This window comes from Streptomyces sp. NPDC002573, assembly GCF_042889625.1.
In the GTDB taxonomy this organism is placed as follows: domain Bacteria; phylum Actinomycetota; class Actinomycetes; order Streptomycetales; family Streptomycetaceae; genus Streptomyces; species Streptomyces gibsoniae.
Genome location: NZ_JBIARC010000122.1, coordinates 1 through 13,037 on the forward strand (window position 1 = coordinate 1; position 13,037 = coordinate 13,037).

At 68.3% G+C, this 13,037-nt stretch carries 12 protein-coding genes and 2 pseudogenes; 9 read left to right on the plus strand and 5 right to left on the minus strand.

Annotation, left to right across the window (positions count from 1 at the left end; all coding sequences use genetic code 11):
* The first annotated feature begins 317 nt into the window (after positions 1–317).
* The 6 genes from ACFYX0_RS43915 to ACFYX0_RS43940 all read left to right on the plus strand — a co-directional run bounded on the left by ACFYX0_RS43915 (position 318) and on the right by ACFYX0_RS43940 (position 5,648).
* The gene (locus ACFYX0_RS43915; RefSeq protein WP_388980451.1) at positions 318–839 is read left to right on the plus strand and encodes a hydrogenase maturation protease; all 522 of its coding nucleotides are present in this window, start codon (positions 318–320) and stop codon (positions 837–839) included.
* 203 nt (positions 840–1,042) lie between these two features.
* Positions 1,043–2,212 carry a 4Fe-4S dicluster domain-containing protein gene (locus ACFYX0_RS43920; protein ID WP_388980454.1) on the plus strand — a complete coding sequence of 390 codons (1,170 nt, stop codon included), beginning with the start codon at positions 1,043–1,045 and terminating at the stop codon, positions 2,210–2,212.
* Positions 2,213–2,235: 23 nt separating this feature from the next.
* Positions 2,236–2,685 carry a cyclic nucleotide-binding domain-containing protein gene (locus ACFYX0_RS43925; protein ID WP_388980457.1) on the plus strand — a complete coding sequence of 150 codons (450 nt, stop codon included), beginning with the start codon at positions 2,236–2,238 and terminating at the stop codon, positions 2,683–2,685.
* Entirely contained in the window at positions 2,682–3,488 is an 807-nt protein-coding gene (locus ACFYX0_RS43930; protein WP_388980460.1) for an FAD/NAD(P)-binding protein, read from the plus strand. The genes ACFYX0_RS43925 and ACFYX0_RS43930 overlap by 4 nt, the downstream gene beginning before the upstream one ends.
* Position 3,489: 1 nt before the next feature.
* Positions 3,490–4,281, plus strand: coding sequence for an oxidoreductase (locus ACFYX0_RS43935; protein ID WP_388980463.1), 792 nt, complete (start codon positions 3,490–3,492; stop codon positions 4,279–4,281).
* Positions 4,278–5,648 carry a Ni/Fe hydrogenase subunit alpha gene (locus ACFYX0_RS43940; protein WP_388980466.1) on the plus strand — a complete coding sequence of 457 codons (1,371 nt, stop codon included), beginning with the start codon at positions 4,278–4,280 and terminating at the stop codon, positions 5,646–5,648. Before ACFYX0_RS43935 ends, ACFYX0_RS43940 begins: the two co-directional genes overlap by 4 nt.
* A gap of 1,675 nt (positions 5,649–7,323) precedes the next feature.
* Here ACFYX0_RS43940 and ACFYX0_RS43945 read toward each other — a convergent pair.
* Both ACFYX0_RS43945 and ACFYX0_RS43950 read right to left on the minus strand, forming a co-directional pair.
* Positions 7,324–8,406 (minus strand): cytochrome b N-terminal domain-containing protein, encoded by a 1,083-nt coding sequence (locus tag ACFYX0_RS43945; RefSeq protein ID WP_388980469.1) that lies wholly within the window; start codon positions 8,404–8,406, stop codon positions 7,324–7,326.
* On the minus strand, positions 8,403–9,053 hold the full coding sequence (locus tag ACFYX0_RS43950) for a hypothetical protein (protein ID WP_388980471.1): 651 nt from the start codon (positions 9,051–9,053) through the stop codon (positions 8,403–8,405). The genes ACFYX0_RS43945 and ACFYX0_RS43950 overlap by 4 nt, the downstream gene beginning before the upstream one ends.
* Before the next feature lie 406 nt (positions 9,054–9,459).
* Between ACFYX0_RS43950 and ACFYX0_RS43955 the strand changes: the two genes are divergently transcribed.
* Both ACFYX0_RS43955 and ACFYX0_RS43960 read left to right on the plus strand, forming a co-directional pair.
* Entirely contained in the window at positions 9,460–9,705 is a 246-nt protein-coding gene (locus tag ACFYX0_RS43955) for a methyltransferase family protein (protein WP_388980474.1), read from the plus strand.
* Between the two features lie 6 nt (positions 9,706–9,711).
* Positions 9,712–9,987, plus strand: a complete 276-nt coding sequence (locus ACFYX0_RS43960; RefSeq protein ID WP_388980477.1) for a hypothetical protein — start codon at positions 9,712–9,714, stop codon at positions 9,985–9,987.
* On the opposite strand, the gene ACFYX0_RS43965 is transcribed toward ACFYX0_RS43960, so the two are convergent.
* The 3 genes and pseudogenes from ACFYX0_RS43965 to ACFYX0_RS43975 form a co-directional block, all read right to left on the minus strand.
* The gene (locus ACFYX0_RS43965; RefSeq protein WP_388980482.1) at positions 9,893–10,378 is read right to left on the minus strand and encodes a DUF305 domain-containing protein; all 486 of its coding nucleotides are present in this window, start codon (positions 10,376–10,378) and stop codon (positions 9,893–9,895) included. The two genes, ACFYX0_RS43960 and ACFYX0_RS43965, sit on opposite strands and share 95 nt — an antisense overlap.
* A gap of 67 nt (positions 10,379–10,445) precedes the next feature.
* Positions 10,446–10,649 (minus strand): annotated as a pseudogene (locus tag ACFYX0_RS43970) (DUF305 domain-containing protein); the annotation flags it as partial.
* 666 nt (positions 10,650–11,315) lie between these two features.
* Positions 11,316–12,284, minus strand: coding sequence for a ferritin family protein (locus tag ACFYX0_RS43975; protein ID WP_388980480.1), 969 nt, complete (start codon positions 12,282–12,284; stop codon positions 11,316–11,318).
* 418 nt (positions 12,285–12,702) lie between these two features.
* Between ACFYX0_RS43975 and ACFYX0_RS43980 the strand changes: the two are divergent.
* Positions 12,703–13,037 (plus strand): annotated as a pseudogene (locus tag ACFYX0_RS43980) (MBL fold metallo-hydrolase); the annotation flags it as partial.

A 13,037-nucleotide genomic window follows, 5' to 3' on the forward strand; every position in this document is an offset into this window, starting at 1 on the left:
CGGTGCAGCACTCGGCGCAGGATTCCACCTCCACGCCCACGCCACCCCGCCCCGATGGCAAGAACCTCAACCGGCCACTGCGGCTGACTGAGGTTCCCTAAGCTGATCAGAGACGCTGCAACCGGATGGCTGTTGCTCCCCACAGCCAGAGGAAGATGTATCGCCACGGATGCGAGTGCGCAACCTGTTCGGCCGAAGCGGGGCGTGTCGCCCGCAGGCTGGACGCGTTGCCACTGACACTGGGGGAACGGGACCCAAGGCTCCCGTCGCGTGCGGGGCCGCCCAGACACATGGCCCCCGAGCTGGGGAGGCGGGCCGTGGCGGCGTTCGTCAGAACGGCGGTCATCGGGATCGGTAACGAGTTCCGGCGGGACGACGGTGTCGGCCACGCGGTCATCCACCTGTTGAGGAAGCGCGCCGAGGCCCGGCCGCTGCCACCGGGCACCGTGGTGCAGGAGTGTGGCGGCGATCCTGGACAGCTGATGGACCTGTGGCAGGACACCGGCCTGGCCATTGTCGTGGACGCCTGCTTCCCCTCTCCCGCGCGTCCCGGCTGCATTCACCGGTGGTACCCGGCACCAGGCAGTCTTGCGCGCTGTGCCACGGCCGGACGACACAGCAGCCACGCACTTGGTCTCTTCGAGTCTGTGCACCTCGCCCGAAGCCTCGGGCGCGGCCCCGGCCGTCTGATCGTGTACGCGGTCGAGGGAGCCGATCGGTCGTTGGGCACAGGTCTGACGCCGTCGGTGGCTGAGGCGGCGCGGACGCTGGTGGAGCGCATCGAGGGTGACGTTGTACGGCGGGCCGAGGCCACCCGAGGTGGGACAGGCGCCGATTGATGCACACATCGCACGATTGCCGCACCAGCTCAGCCATTCAGCCCGGGCCTTACGGGACACGCCGCACTGGCTCGGTCCACGCGCCAGGAAGACCTGACAGCCTGTCAGTAGGCTGCGTGTGATCCCCCGACGTGGTGGCGTCGCAGACCGACGTCGTTGCCCCAGTCCTCCCGGTCCGGAGGTCACGATCGAGAGGAACGAGGATGACCGACCCCGGGAACGCTGAAGCGGCTCTCGACGGGCAGGAGGAGGCGGTCCTCGACCAAGACGCTCTCCATGCGCTGGTCCGCGTCCTGAAGCAGCGCGGCCGTACAGTGATCGGCCCCACGGTTCGGGACCGGGCCATCGTGCTCGCCGAACTGGATTCCGCCGACGATCTGCCTCACGGCTGGGGAGTCGAGCTGGAGGCCGGGCGGTACCGGATCCACCGGAGGGTGGACACCGCCGTCTTCGCGCACAGTGCGGGGCCGCAGTCCTGGAAGTCGTATCTGCACCCCCAGCACGTCCGACAGTGGACCGCGGATCGGGACCCCGATGGCGAGCTGACGGTACGCGAGGAGAAACCGCAAAGCGTGTCGTATGCGTTCCTCGGGGTGCGGGCCTGCGATCTGCGGGCCATCCGCATCCTGGACCGAGTGATGATCGGCGGCCGGTTCCCGGATCCCGCCTACGGTTCCCGCCGTACGGATGCCTTCCTGATCGCGGTCGAGTGCACTGAGCCGGGAGCCACCTGCTTCTGCGTGTCCATGGACTCGGGACCGGCCGTGGACACCGGTTACGACCTGGTCCTTACCGAGGTGCTGGACGACGTCGGTCACCGGTTCCTGTGCCGGAGCGGGAGTGAGGAGGGCGCCGCCGTGCTCGCCGAGCTCCCGAGGCGGACCGTGGATGACACCACACGCATCGCGGCCGTCGACGCTGTCAGGGAGGCCGCCGAACACATGGGCCGGTCCATGCCGCCTGTCGACCTGCGTGCCCTCATGCGCGACAACCTGGAGGCCGACCGCTGGGACGACGTCACCGCCCGCTGCCTGAACTGCGGCAACTGCACCATGGTGTGCCCCACTTGTTTCTGCACCACGACGGAGGATGTCAGCGATCTGACCGGGGACCACGCAGAGCGCTGGCGTCGTTGGGACTCCTGCTATGACCTCGACTTCACCCTGCTGCACGGCGGCCCCGTCCGGGCGAGCAAACGCAGTCGCTACCGCCAGTGGCTCACCCACAAGATCGGCACGTGGCACGACCAGTTCGGCAGCACCGGGTGTGTGGGCTGTGGGCGCTGCATCGTCTGGTGTCCCACTGGCATCGACCTCACGGAGGAGGCACACGCCCTGCATCAGGAGGCCACGGGGGAGAGGGCCCCAGGATGAACTCAGGGACGGGCTCAGAACCCATGACGGGGATGCTCGCGTCCCTTTCCGCGGAGCACCGCGAACGGCTCATGGGACTCGGCCACGAAGTCGACCATCCCGGTTCCATTCGGCTCTTCGAGGAGGGTGGGGAGGCCGACCGCTTCTGGATCATGCGCACGGGAACGGTCGCGCTCGACGTCCAGATTCCCGGCCGCGGCCCAGCTGTCGTCGAAACCGTTGGTCCGGGTGGCCTGCTGGGCTGGTCATGGCTGTGCCCACCGCGCCAGTGGCACCTTGGCGCCGAGACCAGGGGCCCCGTGTCGGCCTGGGAGTTCGACGCCGTGGCAGTCCGTGAACTGTGCGCCGCACACCCGGCGTTCGGCTTGGCACTGGTCACTCTCGTCGCCGAGACGATCGGCCACCGGTTGCGTGCGACCCGCACGCGGTTGCTTGACCTGTACGGCCCGCAAGCAGGCAGACCGACGCCATGACGCTCGTCCCCCTCACCCATCGCGTCGTGCGTCGGCAGCCTGAGACGGTCGACACGGTCACCCTCGACCTGGAACCGGTCGGCAAGTCCCTGCTGCCGTTCACGCCGGGCCAGTACGCCATGGTGTACGCGTTCGGTGTCGGTGAGATCCCCGTCTCGGTGTCCCGCACGGCCGGGAACGGGCGACTCACCCACACCATCCGCGCGGTCGGCGCTGTATCCCGTGCGCTCTGTGGCCTGCAGACGGGTTCGTCGGTCGGCGTACGCGGTCCGTTCGGCACGAGCTGGGACGTGACCGCCGCGCGGGGACGTGACGTGCTCGTCGTCGCCGGAGGCATCGGACTCGCGCCGCTGCGCCCCCTGATCCACGCCGTCCTGGACGAGGGCCACGCGTACGGGCGGTTGAACGTCCTCGCCGGAGCACGGACCCCCGACGACCTGCTGTACCAGGACGAGGTTCCCGCCTGGAGGAGGCCGTTCAGCGCCGTCACGGTCGACCGGCCAACCGGCGACTGGACGGGCAGGGTCGGAGTCGTGACCACCCTGCTCGACGAAGCGCAGTTCACCCCGGCGGTCACCACCGCGTTCGTGTGCGGCCCCGAGGTCATGATCCGCGCGACCGCCCGTGAGCTGATCCACCGAGGAGTGCGCCCCGACCGCGTCCGGATCTCCTTGGAACGCAACATGCGCTGTGCGACCGGCCACTGCGGACACTGCCAGCTCGGCTCCCTGCTGCTCTGTCGTGACGGGCCCGTCGTCGGCTACGACCTGGCTGAACCGCTGCTCACGGTAAGGGAGCTGTGAGATGACCGACCCCGTTCCGCCCCGGGAGCACCCCCGTCCGCGCCTCGGCGTGTTCAAGTTCGCCTCGTGCGACGGCTGTCAGCTCACCCTGCTCGACTGCGAGGACGAACTGCTGGCTCTCGCCGCCGAGTTGGAAATCGCTCATTTTCTGGAAGCATCCAGCGAAATCGCCCCCGGACCGTACGACCTCGCACTTGTCGAGGGGTCGGTCTCCACGCCGGAGCACCTGGAACGCATCCGGCGCATCCGCACGGAATCCCGGCACCTGGTCACCATCGGTGCCTGCGCCACGGCCGGAGGGGTCCAGGCACTGCGGAACTACTCCGACGCGGCGGAGTACGTGCAGGCTGTCTACGCCCGCCCCGACTACATCCAGACCCTCGCCACCTCCACCCCGATCTCCGCGCATGTCCCTGTCGACTTCGAACTGCGCGGCTGCCCCATCAACCGCCCCCAGCTCCTGGAGGTCATCACCGCCTTCCTCGCCGGCCGCAAGCCTGGCATCCCCAACCACAGCGTCTGCTTCTCCTGCAAGCAACGCGACAACGTGTGCGTCCTCGTCGCCCACGGCACGCCCTGTCTCGGCCCCGTCACCCACGCCGGGTGCGGAGCCCTCTGCCCCACCTACGGGCGCGGCTGCTACGGCTGCTATGGGCCCGCCGCAACCACGAACCTGCCCGCACTCATCCCGGTCCTGCGCCACGACGGGATGAGCGACGAGGACGTTGCTAGGTTTCTGCACACCTTCAATGTCACCGCGTTCACCGCAGTGGAGGAGGACGACCGGCCGTGACCGAACCTACCGCCGATACACGTGTTCTCCGCATCCCGACGCTCACCCGTGTCGAGGGCGAGGCCGCCCTGCATTTGCGGATCCTCGACGGCACCGTCACCGAGTCGTCGCTGAGGATCTACGAGCCCCCTCGGTTCTTCGAGGCCTTCCTTCGTGGCCGCGCTCACACCGAGCCCGTCGACATCACCTCGCGCATCTGCGGTATCTGCCCGGTCGCCTACCAACTGAGCGCCTGCCGGGCCCTCGAAGACGCCTGCGGGGTCGTCGTGGACGGCCGACTAGGCGCCCTGCGACGCCTGCTCTACTGCGGCGAATGGATCGAGAGCCAGACCTTGCACGTCCATCTGCTGCATGCCCCGGACTTCCTCGGTCACGACAACCTGATCGACACGGCACGCATACACAAGGAGCATGTCGAGCGAGGACTGCGTTTGAAGCAGACGGGCAACGCCATCATGGAAGTGCTCGGTGGTCGAGCCATCCACCCGATCAACGTCCGCCTGGGCGGCTTCCACCGCACGCCGACCCGCTCCGAGCTGCGTCCCCTCGCCGAGCGCCTGCGCGTCGCCCTGGACGACGCTTGGGACACCGTACGCTGGGTCGCCGGCTTTGACTTCCCCGACGCCGAGTGTGACGCTGACCTGTTCGCCCTGGCCGAGCCCGGCACCTACGCTATCGAGTCGGGCGTACCTACAGTCCTTCCGGCCGACGGCATGCTGCCGACGTACAGTTTCCCGGTGCGAGACTTCCAGGACCATGTCACCGAGATGCAGGTGCCTCACTCCACCGCACTCCATTCCCGGCTGGACGGCCGCAGACACCTCACCGGCTCCCTGGCCCGCTACGCCATCAGCGGCCACCTGCTCTCCCCGCTGGCCCTCCAAGCCGCACGGGAAGCCGGACTGAGCGACCCACCGCTGGCCGGCACGGTGCGCGGCGAGGTCTGCAGAAACCCCTACCGAAGCATCCTCGTCCGGGCCGTGGAGGTCCTGTACACGGTGGAGGAGGCCCTGCGGATCATCGACTCGTACGAGCCCCCGGCACGCCCGTATGTGGACGTGTCTCCTCGGCCGGGCGTCGGGCACGGCGCCACCGAGGCGCCGCGTGGCCTGCTCTACCACCACTACGCCCTCGACGACGACGGACGCGTCACGCAAGCCTGCCTCATCCCACCCACCGCACAGAACCAGGGCGCGATCGAGAAGGACCTGCGCGACCTGGTCCAGGCTGCTTTGGCGCGGGGCCACGCGTCCGACGCCGACCTCGCCCACCTGTGCGAACGAGCCATCCGCAACCACGACCCGTGCATCTCATGCTCGGCCCACTTCCTGGACCTGAACATCGAGCGGGGGTCCAACAGTTGTTGACCCCAACCATTCAGCGGAATTCGTGCGCTAATGATGGCCGATGGTCTTCGCTTGGGCTCAGTACGGTGCTGCTCCCGCCACAGCATACGCCTCCGCGCCGGGCGAGAGGAAACGTGCTTTGGTGGGGACTCAGGGTGCGACATCTCGCTGCAGCCGTGCGGAAGACTCCGGAGGAGTACCTGAAACAGGCGATTGCGCCGACACTGGCCCGTGACCGTTCCATACGCCGAGCACAGCTGGAGTGCTCGCTGCATGAACTGCTGCACACCTATAGCTCTGAGGAGATTACCGCGGCTGCGGCTCGACGGATCGGACTGTGAGGTCTCCAGACGCTGCCCCTACGGCGCTGCGCTGTCGGAGGTCTTCGCAGGGGTGGGTGGGAACTCAGCAGCCGCCGGAGAAAGCCGGAGCGCCGATACCGACCTGCAAGGTGGCCAGGCGCAGCCGCCGCCTGCGTTGCACGGGATCCCCGCGCCGGAGGATTGACGGGGACAGCAACGGGATCAGAACGGCGGCCAAGGAGACCATCTGACGATCGTTCTGGGTTGGCATTCCTTCGAGTCAGTTGTTGATGCGCCTCTTGGACGCCCAGGACGGTCTCGTCGGTCGCGGTAGTTCCCCTGCTGCTCCGCCACGGCGTTGTTCCAGCTGGCGATCTACTTCCCTTCCAGCGGCGCCGGGACGGGACTCCCTCATCGGGATCCGTCTCGCCACCGGTCCATTCACCCGGCGCCGACAATCCGATCCGGGCCGACGCTCCGTACCGCTCTTACTGTAACTGCTCCCATGTGGCACATCCTTCGACAGTTGCAGCTCACGGAATCCACTTGTCGACGCAGACCACCGGTGTGAGTGACCGTGGTCAATGTGGTCCTGTGTCACGTTCGGAGCGAGGAAACGTGGAGTCATGCCCGATGCCGACCCGAATGGCCGCGACGTCCTACGTCCCGGTGTCATCGACTCCGCGCCGGCTCCTTCTGATCCCCGCGAGCCTCCGTCCGTGACATCCGCTGGGTGCTGCCGACCATCCCCATGCGTCCCGGTGAGACTTGGCGACGAGCGGTTATCCGGCAGTTGCGTCGCGTCGCTCACCTGCCCGCACTCGTATCTCGCCCCTCGTCGGTCGGCTCCCGCGCCGGGACGCGCATGAGGGCGTTCAGTACATCGCCGTGGTGCGTCCCGCTTTCGGAGACTGGCCGACTTCTGTTCAGTACTGGGCCCTGAAGCGCGCTGGTGGACGACGGCCGAGTTGCGGTCGACTCAAGTGCTTGTCGAGCCTGCAAGGCTACTGGATTTCATGGCTGGCTACTGGGAGGGGTGGCTGCCGGATGGGGAGATCTCGCTGGTGTGAAGCGGGGACGGCTGTCATGGCCGGGCGCATTGTGCAGCCGCTCGTGGCATGCCTCATGGGCGCCCATTACCTGGTGAGGGGGCGAAGCGCGAGCGCTGCTACCAGTGCGATGACGGCAGCACCTGTCCACCGGAGCGAGCGCGGCCAGGATCCGCGCCGCCTGAGCGGTGGATGCGGCGAGCACGAGGCCGCTGACCAGGACGCGCAGACCCGTACAAGGCCCCGGGGTGGCGCGCAGCCCCTCGTACAGGGCACCCGTCGCGCATACCGCTATGGTGGTCAGGGCCCAGAACCAGCGTTGGGCGCGCCTCAGGCCGGCGGCGCTCATCCGTGCCCCTTCGGGTTGGCGATCCAGACCTCGACGGTGATCGCCGCGAGCGCCAGCAGCAGTACGGCGGCCGCGCCGAGGGCGAGCTTGCGCTCGCGTCTCCTCCGTCTTGGGCTGCGGTCGAGGAATGGCACGAGGAAGATCAGTCCGAAGACGCCCGCGATGACCCAGGCGATAGAGGCGACCCCGAACCATTTCTCCATAGGGAAGAACCACCAGAACATCCACAGCGGGCGGGTGATCTCGATCCCTTCGACGGGGGTCGGCCCGACCACGGGCGGCACCAGCACGCCCAGCATCGACAGCACCCCGAGCAGGACGAGTCCGAAGGCGGCCACGCGCCTGAGATGGGCGGTGAACGGCTCGGACGGTTCGAGGGCTGATACCGGGATCTCGGGATGCGGTGAGATCCTGTGCCGCTTGATCAGCAGGGCGTGCCACACGAAGAGCAGCAGGATCAGGCCGGGGATGATCACCACGTGGGCGTTGAACAGGCGCAGCAGGATGGACACCCGGTTGGTCAGCTTGTCGGAGAACCAGATGCCGGCCCCGCCGAGGAGTTCGGCCACGTCCAGGTTGTGGGTCATGGCCTCGTACCCCTCCTGATCCCACTTCAGAACGGTGCCGGTGAACACCGCCAGGAACGTCAGCAGGAACATCGCGGCACCTACGACCCAGTTGCCCTCGCGGGGCTTCTTGTACGAGGCGTGGAAGAACACGCGCAGCAGGTGAAGCAGGGCCAGGACGAACATCGCCTGCGCCGCCCAGAAGTGCAGGCCGCGGACGAAGCTGCCCAGCCACACATCGGTCACCAGGTCGCGTACGGACTGGTTCGCGTGTTCCGGGATCGGTGTGTAGAACTGCGTGATGTAGATCCCGGTGACCAGAAGGATTGCGAAGGCCACCGCTGTGATGCCGCCCAGGCTCCATGCCAGGTTGTTCGCGTGCTCGGGCACCGGATAGGTGAGCGCCTTGATGCCCATGCGTTCGTCGATCGCGTCGACGGCGCGATGGAACCATCCGCGGCGGCCCGGTTCCGTCCCGGCCGGGGGCGCCGGGGCCGGTGAGGCCGAGGTCATCGTTTCCTGCCCTCCCCGTCTTCGTCCGCGGCGGTACGGCGCTTCAGATCCCGGATGCTGTAGCCGGGGCGCAGCCGCACCGACAGCCACAGCCCGACCGCGATGGCGAGGAGGGACAGCGCGAACAGGGTGGCATCGCCCGAATCGGCGATGCCACGAGCCGGCCGGAATTCATCCAGCACAATGCTCGTCCCGGTCTCGGTACCCGTGACGAGGTGTCCGGCTTTTGGAGCGGATGGCAGCTTGCCGTCCAGCGAACGCAGCAGAAGCCCGCGAGCCGCCTGGAGGGAGGCTTCCTGCGGGCCCGTATGCTCGGCCACGTCAAGGGCCTGGCGGACGAGGTTCAGGTCGACGCCTTCCTTGTGCGGGGCCTCCAAGGCGTCTCCGACACGCTCGGCCACCTGGTCCTTGTGGGCGGCGTTGGCGATCAGCGCGATGGCTTGCTCGACTAGCACCGCCGACTCGTCGCTCTTCTCCTCATGCGCTGCTGCCACGCCCGAAAGGAGCAGCGGGACGAGGGCCGCGACCGGGAGCGCCGCAGGAGTCCGGGCAGCGACGCGACCCAGCACCTGCGAGCCGGGGGAGTCCCGGCGCAGGACGCTCGCCCTCCACGGCTCTTGAGGACGTGGCACCGCTTCGACCAGCACGTGCCGAGTATGAGACGGCCCACGCGGATTTCGGTCACTGACCCGCAGTGCCCGCAGCTTGGTTCACCCCCATGGACGGGACGGTGGGGCCGCGGGCTTGGCTTCCGGGCAAGGGACGGCTGCCCGCGCGGCTGAGCCACGGCAGGACTGCGGGGCGGTCACCTGTCCTCGCTCACGCGATGTCGAGCACTTCTTCCACTGGACGGCGAGGGGCCGCACGGACTGGGTACCACAACCGAGGCGCAGCAACATCTGTACATACCCCATGGCCGTGGTTGGGTTGCGCAGGAGTCAGCGCAGATCGGACCACTTCAGGGCGTGGGAGATGAGGGAGATGGACAGCCCATGCACGGTGGCCAGGAGCAGGACGCACTCCGTCGCCTGCCCCGACGGCTTCCTGCTCGTCATGATCGGGTTTCTGCTGCAGTGGCCGACCATCCCCACCCTGATCATGTTCCCGGTCTTGGTGTACGTGTACGCCCGGCTGGCCCGCAGCGAAGATCGCGAAGTTGCCGCCTGGTTCGGCGGACAGGGGACCGTCTACGCCGCGCGCACGCCCGCGTTCTGGCCGAAGCTGCGCCAGCGGCCACCCGACGCCAGCCGGCCACAAGGTGGCGCCCGCGGCCCGCATGAGCCCGCCGTCCGGAGCTGAGCGGCGATGACGGCACTGACTTGGGTCCTGATCGCCGTAGGCTTCGTCGCGGCGTGCGGCGTTCGGGTGCACCGCGTGGGCGGTCTGTCGCGTGGGGTGGCGATCGTTGTGCCGGTGGCTGCTGTGCTCGCCCTCCCGGGACTTCTGGCCGACGAGGCGCCTGCGGCTGCCTGGGGTCTGTGGGGCGCTATCGCCCTCGCCGCCGCCCTGAACTGGGCCGTCGCTGACACCCTGCGCGACATCGCCGACCGGAAAGCGGGCAAGACTCGCGAGACACCGTGAAGTCAACGCACCCAGGCTGTTCTTGCCCGCCGACGCGGCCACCCTCGCCAGGGCGCCCGGTGCCGCCACAATGCCGGTCGGCGGCGGCATGATCCCGCTTTGGCCTGCAGGTGCTGCTTTGCCGCCTACTGCGACAATGCGCAGGTGAGAGGGGATGCGACCGCGCGCCGAAGTCTGTCGGAACCAATCTGTGGCCGGGGCTGGTTACCTGCCGGCGGGACGAGGGCGTGCTGGCGGCCAGCATGGTGCGCATCTGGTTGATCTGGGCCGTCTGCGTCGTGGCGATCTTGTTGGCCATGTCCTTGGCCGGCTCGTAGGCGCCCTGTTGTTTCTCTGTGGCGGCCATCTTTACCGCGCCCTGGTGATGTTCGATCATCATGGTCAGGAACATCTTGTCGAAGCTTGTGGCCCCTGGTGTCCCTGATCTCGTCCATCTTCTGCTCGGTCATCGTCCCGGGCATCCCGCTCGGGCTGCCCGGTCCCAGGCCGCTTTGCTCTGGTGGCACCTGTTCGCCCCAGGAGGTCAGCCAGTGCGCCATTGTGTCGACCTGCGAGGTCTGTTCCTGCTTGATTCTCTCGGCCAGGGTCTTCACGTCCGGGGAAGCCCCATGCTGGGGCGCCATGTTCGCCATGACGACGGCCTGACGGTGATGGGCAATCATCTCCTGGGCGAAGCGGACGTCAGCCTGGTTGTGCTGTCCTGTTGAGGCCGCCGCCGGCGGGCTGGCGCTCGGCGACACGGTTGCCGGTGGGCGAACTGATGCCGCCCGTGCCTGCGCCGCCCCCGCCGCAAGCGGTTAGGGTGAGGGCCGCCGCTGCTCCGACGATAGCAAGGGCCGTACTGCGGCGTGATGTAAGGGATAGGAGCATGTGGCAGACTCCTACAGGCGTGACAGCGAGGTCCAACCCATACGACCACCGGCGCTGAACCGCGGAGTGTGGCACGCCACAACCGCCATTTGTCGCACTGCAGACCCCTCCGACAGCCCCTGACATGGTGCGCCTGGCGGCCTTATCGGAGATCGAGCATCTCTCCCCGCTGCCGCTCATCTGCACCGCGGTGCGGCCGACAGCCCTGCCGAGGGCGGGGCGTCGGCCGTGGCTCGGCTGGCCTCCTCCCTACCGGTGCGTCGCAGTGCTGGTGATCGTCCGGGTCGTGGCCGTCGGCCCGGTCATTGACGCGTACCGGATCGGCGACTCGGATGCGAAGGCGGACTGGCACGGCCGTTTCTCACAGGCCGGCCCGGAGGCAAGCGGTGACGCGGCAACGCGTCGACCGGCCGGTCGTTCTTGCCTCGCCTCCGGCCGGTCTCGTGGCTCGGCCGGAGTCAGTGCAGCTGGTTGAGCGCCTGCTGGAAGGCGGCTGCGTGCTTGGCCTCATCGGCGGCGGTGTCGCGGAAGTAGCCGACGGCGGCGGTGTCGCCGACGGCGGTGGCCCGCTCGGCGAACCCCGGGTACAGGTTGGTGGCCTCGTGGTGCTCCCCGGTGACGGCCGTGCGCAGGTTCTCCTTGGTGGTACGCACGAGCCCGGCCAGGACCGCTTCTCCGGCGAAGTGTTCATGCAGCTCGACCCCGGCTGTGCCCTCGAACAGGCGGGCCAGGGCGGGGTTGCCGGCCTGTTCGGCGTGGGCGGCGAAGAGCATGTAGTTGGCGTGGGCGAGCGCCTCTCCGTGCATCGCGGTGTCGAGGTTGGCCTTGGTGCGGGCGGCCTGCACCTTTGGCAGCCCTGCGGACACCGGCACCATGTCGGCCTTCGGCGGCGCCGGAATGGCGCCGTGACCGGTGGTCACGACGGTGAGCGCGGCGCGGTATGCGTCGCGATGGCGGCCCTCGTCGGCGGCGATCTCGGAGAACAGCTTGGCGGCCTCGAGGTCTCCGTCCTTGCGGGCCTGGTCGGCGAAGGCGCGGTACATGACCTGATGCTCGTAGGTCTCGCCGTTGATGGCCTGGCGCAGGTTGGCTGCGTCCGTTCCGGCCACGCCGGCCAGGGTGGCCGCCTCGTGCAGGTGCTCGTTCAGCTCGGTCTGCGCTGTGGTGCGGAAGAGCTTGCCCACGGCCGGGTGGCCCTCGCGGTCGGCCTGGGCGCCGTAGAGGTCGTAGGACGCGTAGGCGAACCCCTCGCCCTTCATCGCGGTCGTGAGGTCTGAGAGCGTCTGCGGGTGCAGCGCCCGGGCGGCGGTGTACGTGGCCCGGTGCTGATCGGCCGGCACGGCAAGGGCTACAGCGGTGGCAGCCTGTGAGGCTGCCGTCAGTATGCACAGGCCGACCAGGAGCCTACGTATCGAGTGGCGGGACATGAGGTCCTCCTTCGGGTCACTTCGGGGTGAGGTTCTTCGGGGCAAGCGCCTCCTCTTCATGCGACGCGCATACGTACACCATTGCTCTTTCACATAACCCTTTCGAGTGAACACGCACAGTGACAATTTCCTGTCAATCGCCGTGCTCCGCTTGCGTCAAGAGCGCGACGCCTCCGGAGAACACACGCCGCGCTGCGGTTCGGTGATCGGGTCGGAGCGGCCGGTGCGCCGGACGATGACCGACCGGCCCGGGCTTCCCCGGACCCAGGCCGGTCTCGGCGTGCCAGTAGGCGCGGCGGAAGGCAGGCGATGCGGCCGCCCCTGGGGGCCGCCCACTCCCTGATATACCCCCCCGGGTATTGATTGCTATGGTTGGTATATGCCCCGGGGGTAATTCCGATGGGAAGGAAAGATCTCCGTGTTCTTCATCGACACCATTGACCTAAAAGGCCTCGGCAACCGCAGCTACCTCGCCGGGGGCCAGCAGACGGCCGTGGCCGTCGACCCGCCGCGCGACTTCGACCAGGTGCTGGCGGTGGCCGCGCGCCGCGGCGTTCGGATCTCGCATGTGGTGGAAACCCACATCCACAACGACTACGTCACCGGTGGTCTGGAGCTGGCCCGGGTGACCGGTGCGGCCTACCTGGTGCCGGATGGTGCACGCGTGTCGTTCGCGCGGGTGCCGGTGGCCGACGGCGACACCGCCACCATCGACGGCGGGCTGGAGCTGCGCGCCGTCGCCACGCCCGGCCA

Bases quoted from the DNA above. Each gene is read 5' to 3' on its own strand.
- ACFYX0_RS43965 (WP_388980482.1), bottom strand. From the start codon at position 10,378: ATGTTCCTGACCATGATGATCGAACATCACCAGGGCGCGGTAAAGATG.
- ACFYX0_RS43925 (WP_388980457.1), top strand. From the start codon at position 2,236: ATGACGGGGATGCTCGCGTCCCTTTCCGCGGAGCACCGCGAACGGCTC.
- ACFYX0_RS43930 (WP_388980460.1), top strand. From the start codon at position 2,682: ATGACGCTCGTCCCCCTCACCCATCGCGTCGTGCGTCGGCAGCCTGAG.
- ACFYX0_RS43960 (WP_388980477.1), top strand. From the start codon at position 9,712: ATGACGGCACTGACTTGGGTCCTGATCGCCGTAGGCTTCGTCGCGGCG.
- ACFYX0_RS43945 (WP_388980469.1), bottom strand. From the start codon at position 8,406: ATGACCTCGGCCTCACCGGCCCCGGCGCCCCCGGCCGGGACGGAACCG.
- ACFYX0_RS43920 (WP_388980454.1), top strand. From the start codon at position 1,043: ATGACCGACCCCGGGAACGCTGAAGCGGCTCTCGACGGGCAGGAGGAG.
- ACFYX0_RS43975 (WP_388980480.1), bottom strand. From the start codon at position 12,284: ATGTCCCGCCACTCGATACGTAGGCTCCTGGTCGGCCTGTGCATACTG.
- ACFYX0_RS43955 (WP_388980474.1), top strand. From the start codon at position 9,460: ATGATCGGGTTTCTGCTGCAGTGGCCGACCATCCCCACCCTGATCATG.
- ACFYX0_RS43935 (WP_388980463.1), top strand. From the start codon at position 3,490: ATGACCGACCCCGTTCCGCCCCGGGAGCACCCCCGTCCGCGCCTCGGC.